The organism is Flavobacterium aciduliphilum (genome assembly GCF_003268855.1).
In the GTDB taxonomy this organism is placed as follows: domain Bacteria; phylum Bacteroidota; class Bacteroidia; order Flavobacteriales; family Flavobacteriaceae; genus Flavobacterium; species Flavobacterium aciduliphilum.
Genome location: NZ_QLSZ01000011.1, coordinates 37,527 through 54,745, shown reverse-complemented (window position 1 = coordinate 54,745; position 17,219 = coordinate 37,527). Strand labels below are relative to the sequence as shown.

The following is a 17,219-nucleotide window of genomic DNA, read 5'->3' as shown; positions in this document are numbered from 1 at the left end:
AAATGAAATTTGTAATCATTACTCATGTTCCTCATTTCGTTTATGGAAATTCCATTAGCGCCTATGCTCCTTATGTAATGGAAATGAATATTTGGTCAAAATATGTAGACGAATTAATCATTGTCGCTCCTAGAAGTTTTCAAAAAAAAGAGTCTATTGATTGCAATTATAGTCATTCAAAAATTAAATTTATTGAAATTAATAGTTTTGATGTATTGAGTAGTAAAAATACATTTTTAGCTTTGTTAAAAATTCCTATTATAGGTATCACAATATTCAAAGCGATGAGATATTCTGATCATATTCACCTCAGATGTCCAGGAAATATAGGCTTATTAGGGTGTTTGATTCAAGTTTTTTTTCCAAAGAAAACGAAAACAGCTAAATATGCAGGAAATTGGGATCCATGTGCCAAACAACCCTTGAGTTATAGATTTCAAAAATGGATTTTACATAATACTTTTTTGACTAAAAACATGAACGTATTGGTGTATGGAACGTGGAATAATCAATCTAAAAATATAAAATCTTTTTTCACAGCTACCTACTCAGATGCTGATATCGAAGAAATTCAACCAAGAAAGTTAGAAGGTCAAATAAACTTTATTTTTGTGGGAACTTTGACAAAAGGGAAGCAACCTCTTTATGCCATTCAATTAATTGAAGCACTTAAAATGAAAGGGTTTGAAGTGAATCTTTCTATTTATGGAGAAGGTGCTGAAATGCCATTTTTGAAACATTATATTGAATCAAATAATCTGCATCCTTTTATTTGTTTAAAAGGAAATGTGTCGAAAGAAACTATGAAAGGAGTATACAAAAACAGTCATTTTTTACTCTTACCCTCAAAAAGTGAAGGATGGCCAAAAGTAATTGCTGAAGCCATGTTTTGGGGTTGTTTGCCTGTAACGACATCCGTTTCTTGTGTTAGTTCAATGTTAGGATTTGGCTCAAGAGGGATTCTCTTGACGGAGTTTTTAAGTGATGACACACAAAATATTTTACAACTTTTGGAGAATCAAGTAGCTTATGAGCATAAAATAAAAGAAGCTGTAGCATGGTCACAAATGTTTACTACTAACAAATTTGAATACGAAATAAAAAAGTTAGTCGCATCATGAGGATATTGCAAATGATAGACTCCCTAGATATTGGAGGCGCTGAGAAAATGGCTGTAAATTATGCTAATGCCTTGTCAAAAGAGGTTGAATTTTCGGCTATAGTTTCAACGCGAAAAGAAGGTGCGTTAAAGTCTCAAATCAACGATAGTGTTCATTATTTCTATCTTCATAGAAAAAGTGTTCTTGATGTTTTTTCGATTGCTAGATTACGCAAATATTGTGTTGTTCATGGTATTGAAATAGTCCAACCTCATAGCAGTTCTTTTTTTACTGCATTTTTACTCAAATTAGTTTTACCAAAAATTAAGGTCGTTTGGCACGATCATAATGGTTTAAGTGAATTTATCTCACCTCAAAGGACTTTTGTAACTAAAATTGCATCTTCTTTTTTTTCTGGAATTATAGTAGTTAATGATTACCTTAAGAAATGGGCACAAAATAAATTATGGTGCCAGAATATTATTTATTTACCCAATTTCACGACTTTAAATAGAGATGAGTTAGGAATCACTGTCTTAAAAGGAAATCCAGGAAAACAAATATTGTGTTTGGCTAATTTACGATACCAAAAAAATCATTTTTTTCTGTTAGAAGTATCAGAAATGTTAAAAGCATCACATCCTGATTGGACTTTTCATCTAGTTGGGAAAGATTTTAATGACGATTATAGTACTAAACTAAAACAATCAATTAATTCTAAAAGACTTGAAGAACATGTTTTTATTTATGGATCAAAACAAGATACATTCTCTATAATTAATCAAGCTGAAATTGCTATAATAACTTCGTTGTCTGAGGGATTGCCAGTAGCTTTATTAGAATTTGGCTTGTGTAATAAAGCTGTAGTTTCTACAGATGTAGGTGAAATTCCTTTAATCGTTAAAAAGGGAAATAACGGTTTTTTGGTTTCTAAAGAAGATGTTCAAACTTTTTATACTAATTTAGTGCAATTAATAGAAAATCCTGATTTGCGTCAAAACATAGGAAAAGCTTTGAATCAAACCATTAATGAACATCATTCAGAACAAGCTGTACTTAAAAAATATCTCACTTGGATTAATTCGTTGTAATGTTATTAAAGGAAAAAAATTATTTTATACTTGTGTTCATACATGTTATTCTCGGTTTTATTATTTTTAATAATCCGAGATTATCTGTTATATATACAATACTTATTTTTATAGTTAGTTTTTATTTTGTAATTAAGACTAAGAATAGAAATAATGAAGTTTTATATGCCGCAGCTTATATAGTTGGATCAGAAGTTTTTTTAAGGATGACTGAAGGGGGGATTTTGTATGAATTTGGAAAATATGGAGTGATTATTTTTACAATCATTGGGATGTTATACAGCGGATTTTCAAAAAATGCTTTATCCTATTGGATATTCTTAATACTATTAATACCAGGCGTTTTTATCGCCATGGAGACACTTGATTTTGGAACTGAGATACGGAAAACAATTATTTTTAATATTTCTGGTCCAGTTTCTTTAGGGGTAGCCTCTTTATATACCTATAATAGAAAAATTTCGATAAACGAATTAAATAACATTCTATTGCTAATAGGGTTGCCAATTATTTCTTGTGCAATTTATATAACTCTTTATATTCCAGATTTGAAATCTGTACTTACAGGTAATGCCTCAAATGTTGAAACATCAGGTGGTTTTGGTCCCAATCAGGTGGCAACAATTTTAGGTTTGGGAATGTTTGTTTTTTTTTCTAGATTGTTATTTGCTTCTTCAACCCGTTTGTTATTTATTATTAACTTGTCATTAGGTTTATTGATGACTTATAGAGGGTTAGTTACATTTTCTAGAGGAGGTATGATTACTGGTTTTGTTATGTTTGTCGTCTTGTCGTGTTTTGTGTATTTTTATACGAAGCAAAAACTTAAGTTAAATTATTTTTTTGGAATTTTTATTACTGCATTTATATTGATATTTAGTTTTAGCGAATACCAAACAGGTGGTTTAATGACAAAAAGATACGCCAATCAAGATGCTATGGGTAGGACGAAAGAGAGTAATTTGTCAGGAAGGGAAGTGATTGCTGAATTTGAAATCAATTCATTTCTTGAGCACCCATTTTTTGGTATTGGAGTAGCAAAAGGATTGGAATTGAGAAGAGATGTTTCTGGTGAAGCAATTGCATCCCACAATGAAATAACAAGAATGATGGCAGAGCATGGAGCATTAGGAATACTAGCACTTTTAATATTATTGTTTACACCCATTTTCCTTTTTTTAGATAATAGACAACATGTTTATATGTTAAGTTTTTTGTTGTTTTGGCTGTTAACCATTAATCATGCTGCCATGCGAATTGCAGCTCCATCGTTTGTTTATGCATTATCTTTGTTAAAAGTTCATTTTAATGAGTAAGACAATACTATATATTGGAAATAAGTTATCAAAACATGGGAATACTTTAACAGCCATTGAAACATTGGGCTCGTTTTTAGAAGAGCATGGCTACAAAGTATATTATGCTTCTTCATGCAAAAACAAAATTGTTCGTATGTTGGATATGATGGTAACAACACTTAAAATCTACAGAAAATACGATTATGTTTTTATTGATACTTATAGTACTTATAATTTTTGGTATGCTTTTATTATAAGTCAGATGTGTAGAGTATTAGGATTGAAATATTTGCCCAAATTACATGGAGGTGATTTACCAAGAAGATTAGAAAACAATCCTTTTTTATGTGATTTAATTTTTAAGAATGCTTATAAAATATGCGTTCCATCAGATTATTTGTTTAATGCATTTTCAGAAAAATATCCGAGAAACATTGTGTATATTCCTAATACAATTGAATTAAAACACTACGCTTTTTTAAAAAGGAATGTTTTAGAACCAAAATTATTGTGGGTTCGTTCTTTTTCTGAAATATATAATCCTAAAATGGCTATTCAAGTATTTTTTGAAATTAAGAAGGTGTTTCCAAATTCTGAACTTTGTATGGTTGGGCCTGATAAAGAAAACATTATTGAAGAATGTATGAATTTTGCTCAAGAATTAGGTGTGAATGTTCAATTTACAGGGAAATTAGAAAAAGAAGAATGGATAGAGTTGTCAAAAGAGTATGACATTTTTCTAAATACAACTCATTTTGATAACATGCCCGTTAGTGTCATGGAAGCCATGGCGTTGGGGTTAGTAGTGGTATCTACAAATGTAGGAGGGATTCCTTTTCTAGTAAAAAAAGACTATAATGGTATACTTGTTGATGATAATGATGTTGAAGCTATGGTTACTTCAATTAAAAATTTATGTACAAACAAAGATTTATTTTACGAGTTGTCATTAAATGCTAGAAAATATGTCGAAAAATATGATATTGATGTTATTAAGTCTCAATGGTTTGATATTTTAAAATAATGAATTTTAAATTGTTTTAAGAATGAACAATAATAAAAATATACATTTTGAAGTTTCTGAACGAAAAGTATTACTCAAGTTATTTGATGTGGTATTTGTTTTAGTCTCTCTATTTGTAATTAGTTCAGTATTTAATTTCAAATACTTTACTTTTTCAGCTTCAAATTATTATTGGATACTAGTACTGGCTTTATATTTAAATATTTTTGGTTCTGTTTTTGAAATGTATAATTTGCAAATTGCTAGTAATCAATCGCAAATCATAAAAAGCATCATATTAACTACTTCTACTACCGTTTTATTTTATTTATTAACGCCAATTTATACACCTGAACTGCCTTCCAATAGACTTCAAATTGTGTTTTTTTATGGTGCTATATTACTGGCGTTGTTGTTGTGGCGAATATTTTACGTAAATTTTTTAGCATCTCATCGATTTGAAAAAAATGTGGTTTTAGTTTGTGATAAAGGTCAATTAGTCGAACTTATTAAAGATATAGAAAAAGCCGACCCACATTATAAAATTGTTGGTTATGTAAGTTCTGAAGGGGAAGATAAAATCAAAGGTATCAAATCTAAATCAATAAAATATATTAATCCAATTGATTTAAAGCATTTTGTGCTTACACATTCCATATCTGAAATTTTAATAGCTTCTCAAAAGACTGAAATTATAACAGTGTCATTATACAATCAGCTTATTCATCTTTTAGAAAATGGATTTATCATTCGGGAATACTCTCAAGCCTACGAGTTGATTACCCAACGTATCCCCGTGCATTATGTATCTCGAGATTTTTATAGATATTTTCCGTTTAGCAGAAGTAATCAAAACCATCTTTATTTATTAGCAACTCGTATTGCAGATATTATTTTTTCTTTAATAGGATTATCTTTTGGTTTACTTTTCTTTCCAATTATTTTGATAGGAAATGTGATAGGAAATAAAGGGAATTTAATATATACTCAAGAACGTGTTGGCAAAAACGGGATAGTATTCAAAATCTATAAATACCGAACTATGATTGAGAATGCTGAAGTTAATGGTGCTGTATTTACAAGTGTTAATGATGTTAGAATAACCCCTTTTGGTAAATTTTTACGTAAAACTAGACTCGACGAATTTCCTCAATTTATAAACATTCTAAAAGGAGATATGTCGATTATTGGCCCTAGACCCGAAAGACCTGTTTTTGTGAATGAAATTGCTGAAGTTATGCCTTTTTATGAAACGAGACATGTAATTAAACCTGGATTAACTGGATGGGCACAGGTGAATTATTCTTATGGCGATTCAATAGATGATAGCTTGGTAAAACTGCAATACGACTTGTATTATATCAAGCACAGAAGTATTTTCCTAGATATAAATATTATCATTAAAACGATTAGTACGGTTCTTTTTTACAGAGGTCAATAATTCTTTAGATGATATCCTTTTTGTAAATTTTGAATAAAATAAGGAAATGGGTAACAATAAAAGGGAGTAGTAAAAAGAAATCGGGTTTAGGAATCATAATCACTACGTAAATCACTAACAAAGCTGATAGAAATTGAATCAAGCGTTTTCTTTTTTGATTTTTTAAATAAGGCAGAAATATAAATAATGGGTTAAATATGAGTATGTTATAATTCCATAGCACTTCCTGATGTAAAGAATATAAACCGACAAGAGACAAGAATAATCCCAAGATTCCTGCGAATGTTAAATAACCAAAATAGATGGGTTTGTTGTTGGTTGCAATTATACTAATCAGTAAAATAATGATGAAATAAATGCTGTTGATAAAGGAAAATTCATGTGGTAATGCTTTTCCAGGAACTAAAATCTGTTTATGTGAAACGAGTGGTTTCCCTCCTAATGTAGCTTTGTCAAGACTATACATCAATTCGATGGGTAAAAATAATTTTTCAGCTTTAGCGTCGGTTTTCAAACCAAAAATGATATTAATTCCCAATTTATAGTAAAAATGATTTTCAAAATAAGGGTATAAAAGAGCTCGATACGAAATAGAAGTGTCATCTACTTTTTTCAAGAGTTTTTTCCCTATAATAGTATTGATTTTTTCAACTACCATAGTAGTACAATTTCGGTCAATAAATTTATAGGTATAATAACGTTCTTCAGAATATAGAGATTTATTCAAGAGGTTAAAAAGTTCTTGTTTTTTGGATAGTGGAATGTTGAGGGTTTGTTCGAGTACTTCTCTGTGTTCGTATTCGTATTCAGCAATAAAATCTGTATAACTAGTTACATTTATAAAATATTGTAAATCCCCTTTTACAAATTTCAAGTAAAAATTAGGCGTGCTAAAGTCGAATGCGCCATAATTATATACAACGTCCAAGTGATTTATGTCGTCTTTGATTCGTATGGCGGTGTGTCCAAATGTAGTATACAATTCATTACCTCTACCACAAGTAAAGACACTAACAGAAGCCTCACTTGATAATAGTTCGTTTTGAGAATAACCAAATATTGCAGTAAAAAATAGAATTAAAAACAGTTTTTTTTTCATGGGAATAATTACCTAAAAATACTTAAATCAACTTTTAAAGAGAAGATATTAGAATATAATGCCGCACTTTGATTGCCCAAATCGGTTAAGGCATAATCTACTTGAATGCCTCGATACTTAAATCCCAAACCTATATTGGGTTGGAATCCGATTTTTTTAGAATTATCAATTTGAGTTACAGTTTGAAAGTTTCCTACACCTGCTCTGAGAAACACTAAATCTGTATAACCATACTCAAAACCAAGGGCAGGGTCAATACTCACCACATCTGTAGCAAAAATATCATTTGTTTTAGAAAATTGCATGTTTAAGTTTCCAGAAGCTAACAAACTAGTTTCATTGTGAAATTCAAATTTTTTAGAAAGACCAAGTTGTGCTTTTGGAAGCGTGATTTCAGTACTTTGTGGTAAATCCTGATTTTGTCCAGCTACTGCGCCTTTGATGCTGTTAAATTCATCTTCATTAATATTCCACACATTATATGTGGTTGTAATATCGCGTAGCATGAGTCCGAAATGCCAATCATTTTTTTCAAATTGGAAACCCACATCGAATCCGAATCCCCATGAACTTGCAAAATTTCCAATGATACGTCGAATTACTTTTGTGTTGACACCATATTGAAAACCAGGTAATTTTAGTTTTCTGGCGTAAGAAAAAGTCATTCCATAATCGGCAGTAGAGAATTTACTAATCCTATTGTAATCTATGGTTCCGTTGGCATCAATAAGCTGGGTTGTATTTAAAATATCATCCACTCCAAATCGGATTAAAGACATTCCCCAAGCACTTTCATCGTCAATGGGTTTTGCAAAGGCAACATAATCATATTGGGCAATGTTTGCAAAATAACTTGCATGCATCAATGCAGCTTGACTATCTTCAAGACCAATCAAACCGGCCGGATTCCAATAACAAGCATTAACATCATTCGTATTAGCGACTGCTGCATTTGACATTCCCATAGCTGCCGCATCCACTCCAATATTCATAAATTCATTAGAATATTTTCTAATGGTTTGACTGTGAGTTAAAAAACAACTAAATAAAAGAAAGACAAAAAGATTTTTTTTCAAGACAATTTATTTTTTCAAAAATAGAAATTTTATTCATGATATTTCATTAAATCAATTAATATGAAACGCTTTATTGTATAAACTATTGTACTACATTTGCATTTTGAAATTAATAAAGATGAAAATCAAGAAACATATTCCCAATCTACTCACGCTACTCAACTTATTTTGTGGTTGTATTGCCTTAGTTTTTGTATCAGAGTCAAAATTTCTAATTGGTTTTTCTTTTGTTTGTTTGGGAATTTTCTTTGATTTTTTTGATGGTTTCTTTGCGCGAAAATTTGGAGTTTCTGGACCACTAGGGGTTCAATTAGATTCATTAGCAGATATGGTTACAAGTGGGGTGGCTCCTGGTTTTGTCATGTTCAAAATGTTGCTACAGAACAATCAAGGTGGATTCGAATATCTTCCTTATCTAGGATTTATTATTACACTAGGTGCGTGTTACCGATTGGCCAATTTTAATATCGATACACGACAATCGGATTCTTTTATTGGACTTCCCACGCCAGCCAATACGTTATTTATTATGAGTCTTCCTTTGGTAATTGAAGAATGCCATTTTTTGTTTCTTAGTGAATTGTTAAGTATAACCTGGGTATTACTTTTTATAACTCTTTTAAGTGCTTTCGTTATGAATGCTGAGATTCCTTTATTTTCACTAAAAATTAAAAATTTTAGTGTGTCAAAGTATAAGTTACAAACAGGATTCGTACTAGGTTCCATACTCATGATAGGAACGCTTCAATTTCTTTCTATTCCTTTGATTATTCTGTCGTATGTTTTGATATCAATAGGACATAATTTTTGGGTCAAAAAGTAGTTAGGATGAAACAATTTTTGCTTTATGACACTACGCACCCATCGGAAAAAGTCTGTTTCTAGAAAATCCGCCAAGAAAAAAAAGAGGACTAATTTTTGGAAGTGGATTTTTTTTCTTGCTGTGCTATTATTAGCGTTTGGAGGCTATCATTACCAAGAAGCATTATTATTTTACTTTAGTTTTAAGTCGGATAAAACTTATAAAGAAGAACGAATTGCTCAAGCGAGAATTTATCAAATTTTGAAGGCACATCATGATTTAGTTTTCGGATTTGATGTGTCACAATTTCAGGGATTGATTCATTGGGAAGCCATTGATTCTGTAGAGCATCAATTTCCTTTACAATTTGTTTTTATACGAGCCACTGCGGGTCTTGATAAGACGGATGCTTTATTTAACGAAAATTGGCAACAAGCAAAAGAGCATCTGTTCATTCGAGGCGCCTATCATTATTATCGTCCTAATGAAAATTCAACGCTTCAGGCTAAAAATTTTATTCAAGTTGTTCATTTGTCGAAAGGCGATTTGCCTCCAGTTTTAGATATTGAAAAATTGCCCGATAATCAATCTATAGATAGTTTTAAAGTGGGATTAAAACGATGGTTAAAATTAGTTGATGACCATTTTCATGTACGCCCCATTATTTATACAGGAGAAAAATACTACAATGATTTTCTTAAAGCCGACTTCCCAGAGTATACGTTTTGGGTGGCTAATTATAATTTTTTTGTAGAAAATATCAAAGAAGATTGGTTGTTTTGGCAATTTACCGAACGAGCTAAAATTAATGGGATAGAGTCAAAAGTAGATCTTAATATCTATAACGGCACACCCAAAATGCTTCGCTATTTAACCATTTCAAACGAGGTTATTGAATGAACCATATCATACAAAGAGTAAGCGACAGAATAAGGATAAAAAAAAGAATGGAAATCGGATTGGCAAAATTGATTGTCCAACCCATCCAAGGGATTCTTTTGGGTGGAAAAATACGTTTATCTTCTTTGTTAAAATAAAAAACACCCCATTTCCAATTATTAGGGTCTTTATTCCATTGTTCTAAAAGATCTTGCGAAGGTTTCATGAATTAAAACTCTAATTTCTTTTTTCGTAATTCAAAATTTTGACCTAAATATACTTTTCGAACCATTTCGTCTGCGGCTAATTCCTCAGGGACACCTGCTTTTAGAATACCTCCCTCAAACATAAGATACGTCTTATCGGTAATAGCTAGGGTTTCTTGTACATTATGATCGGTGATTAGGATACCAATATTTTTATTTTTTAATTGGGCTACAATACGTTGAATGTCTTCCACGGCTACAGGGTCGACTCCTGCAAAAGGCTCATCGAGTAGGATGAATTTTGGATCAGTAGCCAAACAACGGGCTATTTCTGTTCGTCTTCGTTCACCACCCGAAAGTAAGTCGCCACGATTGGTACGAATGTGTTGCAAACTAAACTCATCAATCAAACTTTCCATTTTTGCTTCTTGTTCAGTTTTTGATAGATTTGTAAGTTGTAAGACACTCATAATGTTGTCTTCAATACTCAGTTTTCTAAAAACAGAAGCCTCTTGTGCTAAATATCCTATACCGTTCTGTGCTCTTTTATACATCGGATATTCAGTGATATTCATGTCGTCAAGATATATGTTTCCTGCATTGGGTTTTACCAATCCAACAATCATATAAAAAGAAGTTGTTTTTCCAGCACCATTTGGTCCCAAAAGTCCTACAATTTCACCTTGGTTAACTTCGACGGAAATGCCTTTAACTACGGATCTTCCTTTGTAAGTTTTGACTAAATTTTCGGCTCTTAATTTCATTTAATCTGAATTTTATTTCACTATCTCATACCATGTAAGATACGGTTCTACATTAATGTATCTGCAAATAAACAAAAAACGTTGGCTTGATGGTATTATTTAACTTCAATTTTGCAATCTGCTGGATAAGGATTACTTATTCTCTTCTTCCAAGGCTTCCCAAAATTCATATGCTCTTCTCAAATGCGGAATTACAATGGTTCCTCCAACTAAAGTGGCAATTGACATCGCTTCAATCATCTCTTCTTTAGTAATCCCTTCTTTATAACAGGTTTCAAGATGATATTTGATACAATCATCACAGCGTAAAACGGTTGAAGCGACAAGTCCTAAGAGTTCTTTTGTTTTCACGTTCAGAGCCCCTTCAGCATAAGCATTTGTGTCCAAGTTAAAAATTCGCTTGATCACTTTGTTATTATCTGTGAGTAATTTTTCGTTCATTTTAGAACGATAGGCATTAAATTCTTTAACTTGTGATGTCATTTTGTTGGCGTTTTTTTGATACTACTGCTGCAATGTAAATACTAATCTCATATAGTGCAATAAGTGGGATAGAAACAATAACTTGACTAGGAATATCTGGAGGTGTTACTATAGCAGCAATTGTCAAATTAATAACAATAGCTATTTTTCTATATTTCCTTAGGAATTCGGGCGTTACTAATCCTAGTTTCGCTAAGAAATAAATTATGATCGGCATTTCAAAGACCAAACCACTTCCAACGAGAGACGTTTTTACCATACTCACATAGGAGTCAACTGTAAATTGGTTTAACACAGCACTACTAACGTTGAACGTACCAAAAAAGTTAATAGATAAAGGTAATACTACATAATATCCGAAAAGAACCCCAATAAAGAATAAGATTGAGGAAATAATAATAAATGAAGCAGCTAATTTTCGTTCTTTTTCATACAATGCAGGACTAATAAATTTCCAAATAAGCCAAAGAATATAGGGAAATGCGAGGATGAATCCGAAAGTAAATAAGGTCCAAATATACATCGAGAATTGTCCTCCAACTTCAGTGTTTTGAATGATAAATTTGAATTCGGTGGCACAGGCATAAGTGTCGTCAACTCCAAAGAAATGGGTCAATTCACAAAAAAAACGATAGGTAATAAAACTTGGGTCTTTAGGACCAAATATAATTCTGTCAAAGATGAACTCGTCAATAAAATAACACGCACAGGCTAAAATTAATATGGCCGATACTCCTCTCACGAGCAACCATCGCAATTCTTCTAAATGATCCATAAAGGACATTTCTTTCTTGTTTTCTGTTGCCATTATACAATTCCTTCTTTTAAAATATCATGTAAATGAATGACTCCAATATAGGTATTCGCTTCGTCTACCACAATGAGTTGTGTTATAGCGAAATGTTCCATAGTGTTTAAAGCATCTAGTACTCGCTCGGTTTTAAGAATAATTTTAGGATTTTTAGACATAATATCTTTAACCAATAGTCCCGCAATAGTATCTGAATTATTGAGCATACGTCTGATGTCTCCATCCGTAATAATTCCAATGACTTTCTGATTTTCTTCAACCGCAGTAACTCCAAGGCGTTGTTCAGAAATCGTAATTATTGCTTTTTTGATAGAATCATTTGGTGAAACACTTGGTTTTCGGGTTTTGTCTATTAAATCGTCAACGCTTAGAAGTAATTTTTTTCCTAACGCGCCTCCTGGATGAAATACGGCAAAATCCTCGGCAGTAAAATTCTTCATTTCCATTAAGCAAACAGCGAGCGCATCTCCCATAACAAGTTGGGCAGTAGTGCTGTTTGTGGGTGCAAGATTGTTAGGACACGATTCTCTAGCAACATAGGTGTTCAGAGTTACATCAGCCTCTTTCCCTAAAAAGGAATCGATATTTCCTGTAATTGCAATGAGTTTATTTCCAAATCTTTTTAATAAAGGGACAATTATCTTTATTTCTGGACTTGTACCACTTTTGGAGATGCAAATTACGACATCGTCGGCTTGAATCATTCCTAAATCGCCGTGAATAGCCTCAGAAGCATGTAAAAAAAGCGCAGGGGAGCCCGTCGAATTTAAAGTAGCAACTATTTTTTGACTGATTATGGCACTTTTTCCAATTCCAGTAATAATGATTCTTCCTTTGCAATGAAACAGTAATTCGATGGCTTGTAAAAAGCTATCATTAACATAATCAGCTAGTTTAGCTATGGATTCACTTTCAGAAAGAATTGTTTTTTTAGCCGATGCAAGTATGTTTTCTTTTGGTATCAAAATAGATTTGTTATAGATTTGTTATAAAATTTGCTACAATAAAAGAAAGTTGTATATTTATGGTTGCAAATTTATGTAAAAATACGATTAAGTAAGAATGAATTCAAACGAAATTGACATCCACAAAGAATTAAAGAAATATTTTGGTTTTAACCAATTTAAAGGTCTTCAGGAACAAGTAATTAAAAGTATTGTTGATAAAAATAATACTTTTGTGATTATGCCAACAGGAGGTGGAAAATCCTTGTGTTACCAGTTACCCGCTTTAATTCAAGAAGGAACTGCTATTGTAGTTTCTCCATTAATTGCATTGATGAAAAATCAAGTTGATGCCATTAGAAGTTTATCTTCAGAAAATGGGATAGCGCATGTATTAAATTCGTCATTAACCAAAACAGAAATCAATCAGGTAAAAAAAGATATTTCTGATGGGAAGACAAAATTACTCTATGTAGCCCCCGAATCTTTAACCAAGGAAGAATATGTGGAGTTTTTAAAAAACGTGCCTATTTCTTTTGTAGCAATTGATGAAGCGCATTGTATTTCCGAGTGGGGGCATGATTTTAGACCCGAATATCGAAATCTTAGAACCATTATCAAACATCTGGGGGAAGTTCCAGTAATAGGTTTGACGGCTACGGCTACGCCAAAAGTGCAGGAAGATATCTTAAAAAATCTTGATATGCCCGATGCAAATGCTTTTAAGGCGTCTTTTAATAGACCTAATTTATTTTACGAAGTTCGAACTAAAACTAAAAATATTGAAGCAGATATTATTCGTTTTATCAAACAGCATAAGGGAAAATCCGGAATTATATACTGTTTGAGTCGTAAAAAAGTGGAGGAAATTGCTCAAGTTTTACAAGTAAATGGAATTAGCGCTGTAGCCTATCATGCAGGATTGGATGCAAAAACAAGAGCCAAACATCAAGACATGTTTTTGATGGAAGATGTTGAAGTCGTTGTTGCTACTATAGCTTTTGGAATGGGAATAGATAAACCAGACGTTCGTTTTGTGATTCATCATGATATTCCAAAATCATTGGAAAGTTATTATCAAGAAACTGGAAGAGCCGGTCGTGATGGAGGGGAGGGTCATTGTTTGGCCTATTACTCTTATAAAGATGTTGAGAAATTAGAGAAGTTTATGGCAGGCAAACCTGTTGCTGAACAAGAAATTGGTTTTGCACTCTTACAAGAAGTAGTTGCTTATGCGGAGACATCGATGTCGCGACGTAAATTTTTACTCCACTATTTTGGGGAGGAATTTGATAGTGAAAACGGAGAAGGTGCTGATATGGATGATAATGTTAGAAATCCTAAAGTAAAAGTCGAAGCTAAAGAGAATGTCAAAAAATTATTAGAAGTAGTTCGAGATACCAAACATTTATATAAGTCTAAAGAAATTGTTTTTACAATGATTGGTCGTGTAAATGCTACAATCAAGGCACATCGAACCGATACACAATCATTTTTTGGATGTGGTAAAGATCAGGATGAGCGTTATTGGATGGCTTTGATTAGACAAATATTAGTCGATGGAATGTTGTCTAAAGATATTGAAACCTATGGCATATTGAAAGTCTCCGACAAGGGACATGCGTTTATTGCAAATCCATATAGTTTTATGATGTCTGAAGATCACGAATATAGTGAAGCCGATGATGAAGCTATTGTAACAGCCAGTAAATCTTCTGGAACGGCAGATGAAGCCCTGATGGTCATGTTAAAAGATTTAAGGAAAAAAGTAGCCAAAAAATTGGGAGTTCCTCCTTTTGTAGTCTTTCAAGATCCATCCTTAGAAGATATGGCACTTAAATACCCAATTACTATAGATGAATTGACAAATATTCATGGTGTGGGAGAAGGGAAAGCCAAAAAATATGGGAAAGAATTTGTTGAATTGATTAACAGATATGTTGAGGATAATGATATCATTCGTCCAGACGATTTAGTAGTAAAATCTACCGGAGCCAATTCCACCAACAAATTATATATCATTCAAAATATTGATAGAAAATTGTCTTTAGAAGATATTGCCTCTGCCAAAGGAATGACAATGGATGCTTTATTAAAAGAAATGGAGCAAATTGTTTATTCGGGGACTAAACTCAATATAAAATATTGGATAGACGAATTGTTAGATGAAGAACAACAAGAAGAAATTCACGATTATTTTATGGAGTCTGAGACTGATCGAATTGAAGATGCGCTCAAAGAGTTTGATGGCGACTATGATATTGAAGAGTTGCGATTAATGCGAATTAAATTTATAAGCGAAGTAGCTAATTAATAATAGAGAAAGACAATTCATTTTGAATTCCATGAGTTGTCTTTTTGATTAATAAAGTTCTCCGCGATGTGGTTTTAAGGTATCTCTCAGTTGAAGCATTAAATCTTCTCGCACTACAATAAAAGCAAGAGCATGAAATTCATTTACTGATTCAAAGCCTGTATGTATTACAGGAATTTTTTCTGATAAAATAAACTCTTTCAAATGAATTTCATGATGCTCAGCTGTTTTGAGTGATGTATGACCTCTAAAATCCCAAATTAATTTGATTTGTCGCATGCTTTGAAAATTTTTACAAATATAACAAGTACTATAAAATAACTTTTGAAAATTAAATACAAACAATTATGATGAAGAAATTTTGGTTCTATTTTGTCTTATGTTCTTTTTCGCTAGTGACTTATGGACAGCAAGAATATGAAATCACAATAAATCTAAAAAAATGTAAAGATACCATGGCGTATCTTACCTATTATCAGTTTGATAAAACGTTAATTAAAGATACTTGTACTACCATAAAGAATGGTAAAATTATTTTTAAAGGAAAAGGGAAATTAGAAAAAGGAATTTATTCGTTGATTAGTCAAAATAAGACGATTTACTTTGATTTTTTTGTAGATGATCAAACTCAAAAGTTAACTCTAAATAATGATTCAGACCCAACTGATTTTGAAGGATTAAAAGCGGATAATGCGCCTTTAGAGGATAGCTTTTTTGATTACATCCGATTTATTGGTAAGCAAAACAAATCTTTTCAAGATTATAAGCTGTCGGTAAATCCGAAAACAAAAAAAGATACTTTACTCTTAGCTGACAAGCAAAAAGAATTGGATAAAATTATTCAAGAATATGAACAGAAATTTATCGAAAAAAATAAAGGAAGTTATATCGCTAATGTAGTAACTCTTAAAACAGAAAAATTATTAAAAAATATTCCTTTAGCTACTAATGGGAGACCCGATAGCATAAAAGTATACAATTATTATCGAAAACATTATTGGGATGATGTTGATTTTAAAGATGAAGCTACACTTAGAAATCCTTTTTTCTTTTCTAAATTTAAAAGATATTTTGAATCGGTAATTCCAGTGCACCCAGATACAGTAACCATGGAAGTTGATAGAATTCTTGAAAAACCAAAAGAAGGAAGTTTAATATACAAATTGATGTTAGCGCATTTGGTGTATAATTATGAAACAACAAAAATTATGGGATTTGATAAGGTTTTTGTGCACATGTCAGATGCTTATTTTAAAACAGGAAAAGCTAGTGGGATTTACGATGATGAATCTGTAGTTGGAAAGATTATTAAACGCGCAGATCTTTTAAAACCACTTCTAGTGGGAGCCATAGCTCCTGATTTGGCTATGATTAAAGCAAAAGATTACGAAATCGTCAATAAAATGGGATTTGAAGATGCTAAAACAGGAGATGAGGTAACTAAGGTTTTTTATAAAAATGTAAACCAATTAAATCAGATGTTTGTCCATCTTCATTCTGTTTCTGCAAAGTATCTCATTTTAGTTTTTTGGGACGTTGATTGTGGTCATTGTCAAAAAGAAATCCCTAAGTTAATTGATTTATATAATGAATTAAAGAAAGAAAATAAAGATGTCAAAGTTTATGGGGTCTATACGATGCATCAAGGGGAAAAATACATGAAATATATTAATGAGAAAGGATTAAATGATTGGATTAATGTCTATGACGGTGCACATTTGAACAATGTAACTGTAAAATATGATGTCTATTCTACCCCTGTTATTTATATATTAGATAAGGATAAAAAAATAAAAGCGAAACGGATTGGAGTGGAACAGATAAGAGATATTTTTAATGAAATGGATAAAGAAGATAATATAGGAAATAAAACAAAAAATAACAATCGATTATAATTTTTTTGTATAT

At 31.7% G+C, this 17,219-nt stretch carries 17 protein-coding genes; 9 read left to right on the top strand and 8 right to left on the bottom strand.

Translation table 11 applies throughout. From position 1 onward, the window contains the following. Positions 1-2 precede the first annotated feature (2 nt). From CLV55_RS11170 to CLV55_RS11150, 5 genes are read left to right on the top strand one after another with little or no spacing between them, the layout of a single operon-like run. Positions 3-1,121: a glycosyltransferase gene (locus CLV55_RS11170; protein ID WP_112113881.1), complete on the top strand. Its 1,119-nt coding sequence runs from the start codon at positions 3-5 to the stop codon at positions 1,119-1,121. Next, entirely contained in the window at positions 1,118-2,191 is a 1,074-nt protein-coding gene (locus CLV55_RS11165) for a glycosyltransferase family 4 protein (RefSeq protein WP_112113880.1), read from the top strand. The genes CLV55_RS11170 and CLV55_RS11165 overlap by 4 nt, the downstream gene beginning before the upstream one ends. After that, complete coding sequence (locus CLV55_RS11160) at positions 2,191-3,507, top strand: O-antigen ligase family protein (RefSeq protein WP_112113879.1); 1,317 nt, start codon at positions 2,191-2,193, stop codon at positions 3,505-3,507. Before CLV55_RS11165 ends, CLV55_RS11160 begins: the two co-directional genes overlap by 1 nt. After that, positions 3,500-4,513 (top strand): glycosyltransferase family 4 protein, encoded by a 1,014-nt coding sequence (locus CLV55_RS11155; RefSeq protein ID WP_112113878.1) that lies wholly within the window; start codon positions 3,500-3,502, stop codon positions 4,511-4,513. The genes CLV55_RS11160 and CLV55_RS11155 overlap by 8 nt, the downstream gene beginning before the upstream one ends. 22 nt (positions 4,514-4,535) lie before the next feature. Then, complete coding sequence (locus tag CLV55_RS11150) at positions 4,536-5,933, top strand: exopolysaccharide biosynthesis polyprenyl glycosylphosphotransferase (protein ID WP_112113877.1); 1,398 nt, start codon at positions 4,536-4,538, stop codon at positions 5,931-5,933. Positions 5,934-5,937: 4 nt separating this feature from the next. Here the strand turns inward: CLV55_RS11150 and CLV55_RS11145 are convergent, their stop codons facing one another. Continuing rightward, positions 5,938-7,032 carry a lipoprotein N-acyltransferase Lnb domain-containing protein gene (locus tag CLV55_RS11145; protein WP_112113876.1) on the bottom strand — a complete coding sequence of 365 codons (1,095 nt, stop codon included), beginning with the start codon at positions 7,030-7,032 and terminating at the stop codon, positions 5,938-5,940. A gap of 8 nt (positions 7,033-7,040) precedes the next feature. Then, positions 7,041-8,108, bottom strand: coding sequence for a PorV/PorQ family protein (locus CLV55_RS11140; RefSeq protein ID WP_449403975.1), 1,068 nt, complete (start codon positions 8,106-8,108; stop codon positions 7,041-7,043). 118 nt (positions 8,109-8,226) lie between these two features. On the opposite strand from CLV55_RS11140, the gene CLV55_RS11135 reads away from it, so the two are divergent. Then, positions 8,227-8,931 carry a CDP-alcohol phosphatidyltransferase family protein gene (locus CLV55_RS11135; RefSeq protein ID WP_112113875.1) on the top strand — a complete coding sequence of 235 codons (705 nt, stop codon included), beginning with the start codon at positions 8,227-8,229 and terminating at the stop codon, positions 8,929-8,931. 24 nt (positions 8,932-8,955) lie between these two features. Next, on the top strand, positions 8,956-9,810 hold the full coding sequence (locus CLV55_RS11130; protein WP_112113874.1) for a GH25 family lysozyme: 855 nt from the start codon (positions 8,956-8,958) through the stop codon (positions 9,808-9,810). Here CLV55_RS11130 and CLV55_RS11125 read toward each other — a convergent pair. From CLV55_RS11125 to CLV55_RS11105, 5 genes are all read right to left on the bottom strand, one after another. Further along, entirely contained in the window at positions 9,800-10,015 is a 216-nt protein-coding gene (locus CLV55_RS11125; protein WP_112113873.1) for a DUF5808 domain-containing protein, read from the bottom strand. The genes CLV55_RS11130 and CLV55_RS11125 overlap by 11 nt on opposite strands. 3 nt (positions 10,016-10,018) lie before the next feature. Continuing rightward, positions 10,019-10,759 carry an LPS export ABC transporter ATP-binding protein gene (gene lptB / locus CLV55_RS11120; protein ID WP_112113872.1) on the bottom strand — a complete coding sequence of 247 codons (741 nt, stop codon included), beginning with the start codon at positions 10,757-10,759 and terminating at the stop codon, positions 10,019-10,021. A 132-nt stretch (positions 10,760-10,891) separates the two neighbouring features. Next, positions 10,892-11,242, bottom strand: a complete 351-nt coding sequence (locus tag CLV55_RS11115; protein ID WP_112113871.1) for a carboxymuconolactone decarboxylase family protein — start codon at positions 11,240-11,242, stop codon at positions 10,892-10,894. Then, on the bottom strand, positions 11,226-12,050 hold the full coding sequence (gene tatC, locus CLV55_RS11110; RefSeq protein ID WP_112113870.1) for a twin-arginine translocase subunit TatC: 825 nt from the start codon (positions 12,048-12,050) through the stop codon (positions 11,226-11,228). Before tatC ends, CLV55_RS11115 begins: the two co-directional genes overlap by 17 nt. Beyond that, complete coding sequence (locus CLV55_RS11105; protein ID WP_112113869.1) at positions 12,050-13,018, bottom strand: KpsF/GutQ family sugar-phosphate isomerase; 969 nt, start codon at positions 13,016-13,018, stop codon at positions 12,050-12,052. Before CLV55_RS11105 ends, tatC begins: the two co-directional genes overlap by 1 nt. A gap of 97 nt (positions 13,019-13,115) precedes the next feature. Here CLV55_RS11105 and recQ point away from each other — a divergent pair, with 97 nt between their 5' ends. Beyond that, the gene (gene recQ / locus CLV55_RS11100) at positions 13,116-15,311 is read left to right on the top strand and encodes a DNA helicase RecQ (protein WP_112113868.1); all 2,196 of its coding nucleotides are present in this window, start codon (positions 13,116-13,118) and stop codon (positions 15,309-15,311) included. Between the two features lie 48 nt (positions 15,312-15,359). Here recQ and CLV55_RS11095 read toward each other — a convergent pair whose 3' ends face one another. Further along, positions 15,360-15,590 carry a hypothetical protein gene (locus CLV55_RS11095; protein ID WP_112113867.1) on the bottom strand — a complete coding sequence of 77 codons (231 nt, stop codon included), beginning with the start codon at positions 15,588-15,590 and terminating at the stop codon, positions 15,360-15,362. Positions 15,591-15,658: 68 nt separating this feature from the next. On the opposite strand from CLV55_RS11095, the gene CLV55_RS11090 reads away from it, so the two are divergent. Next, positions 15,659-17,206 carry a TlpA family protein disulfide reductase gene (locus CLV55_RS11090; RefSeq protein ID WP_112113866.1) on the top strand — a complete coding sequence of 516 codons (1,548 nt, stop codon included), beginning with the start codon at positions 15,659-15,661 and terminating at the stop codon, positions 17,204-17,206. Positions 17,207-17,219 lie beyond the last annotated feature (13 nt).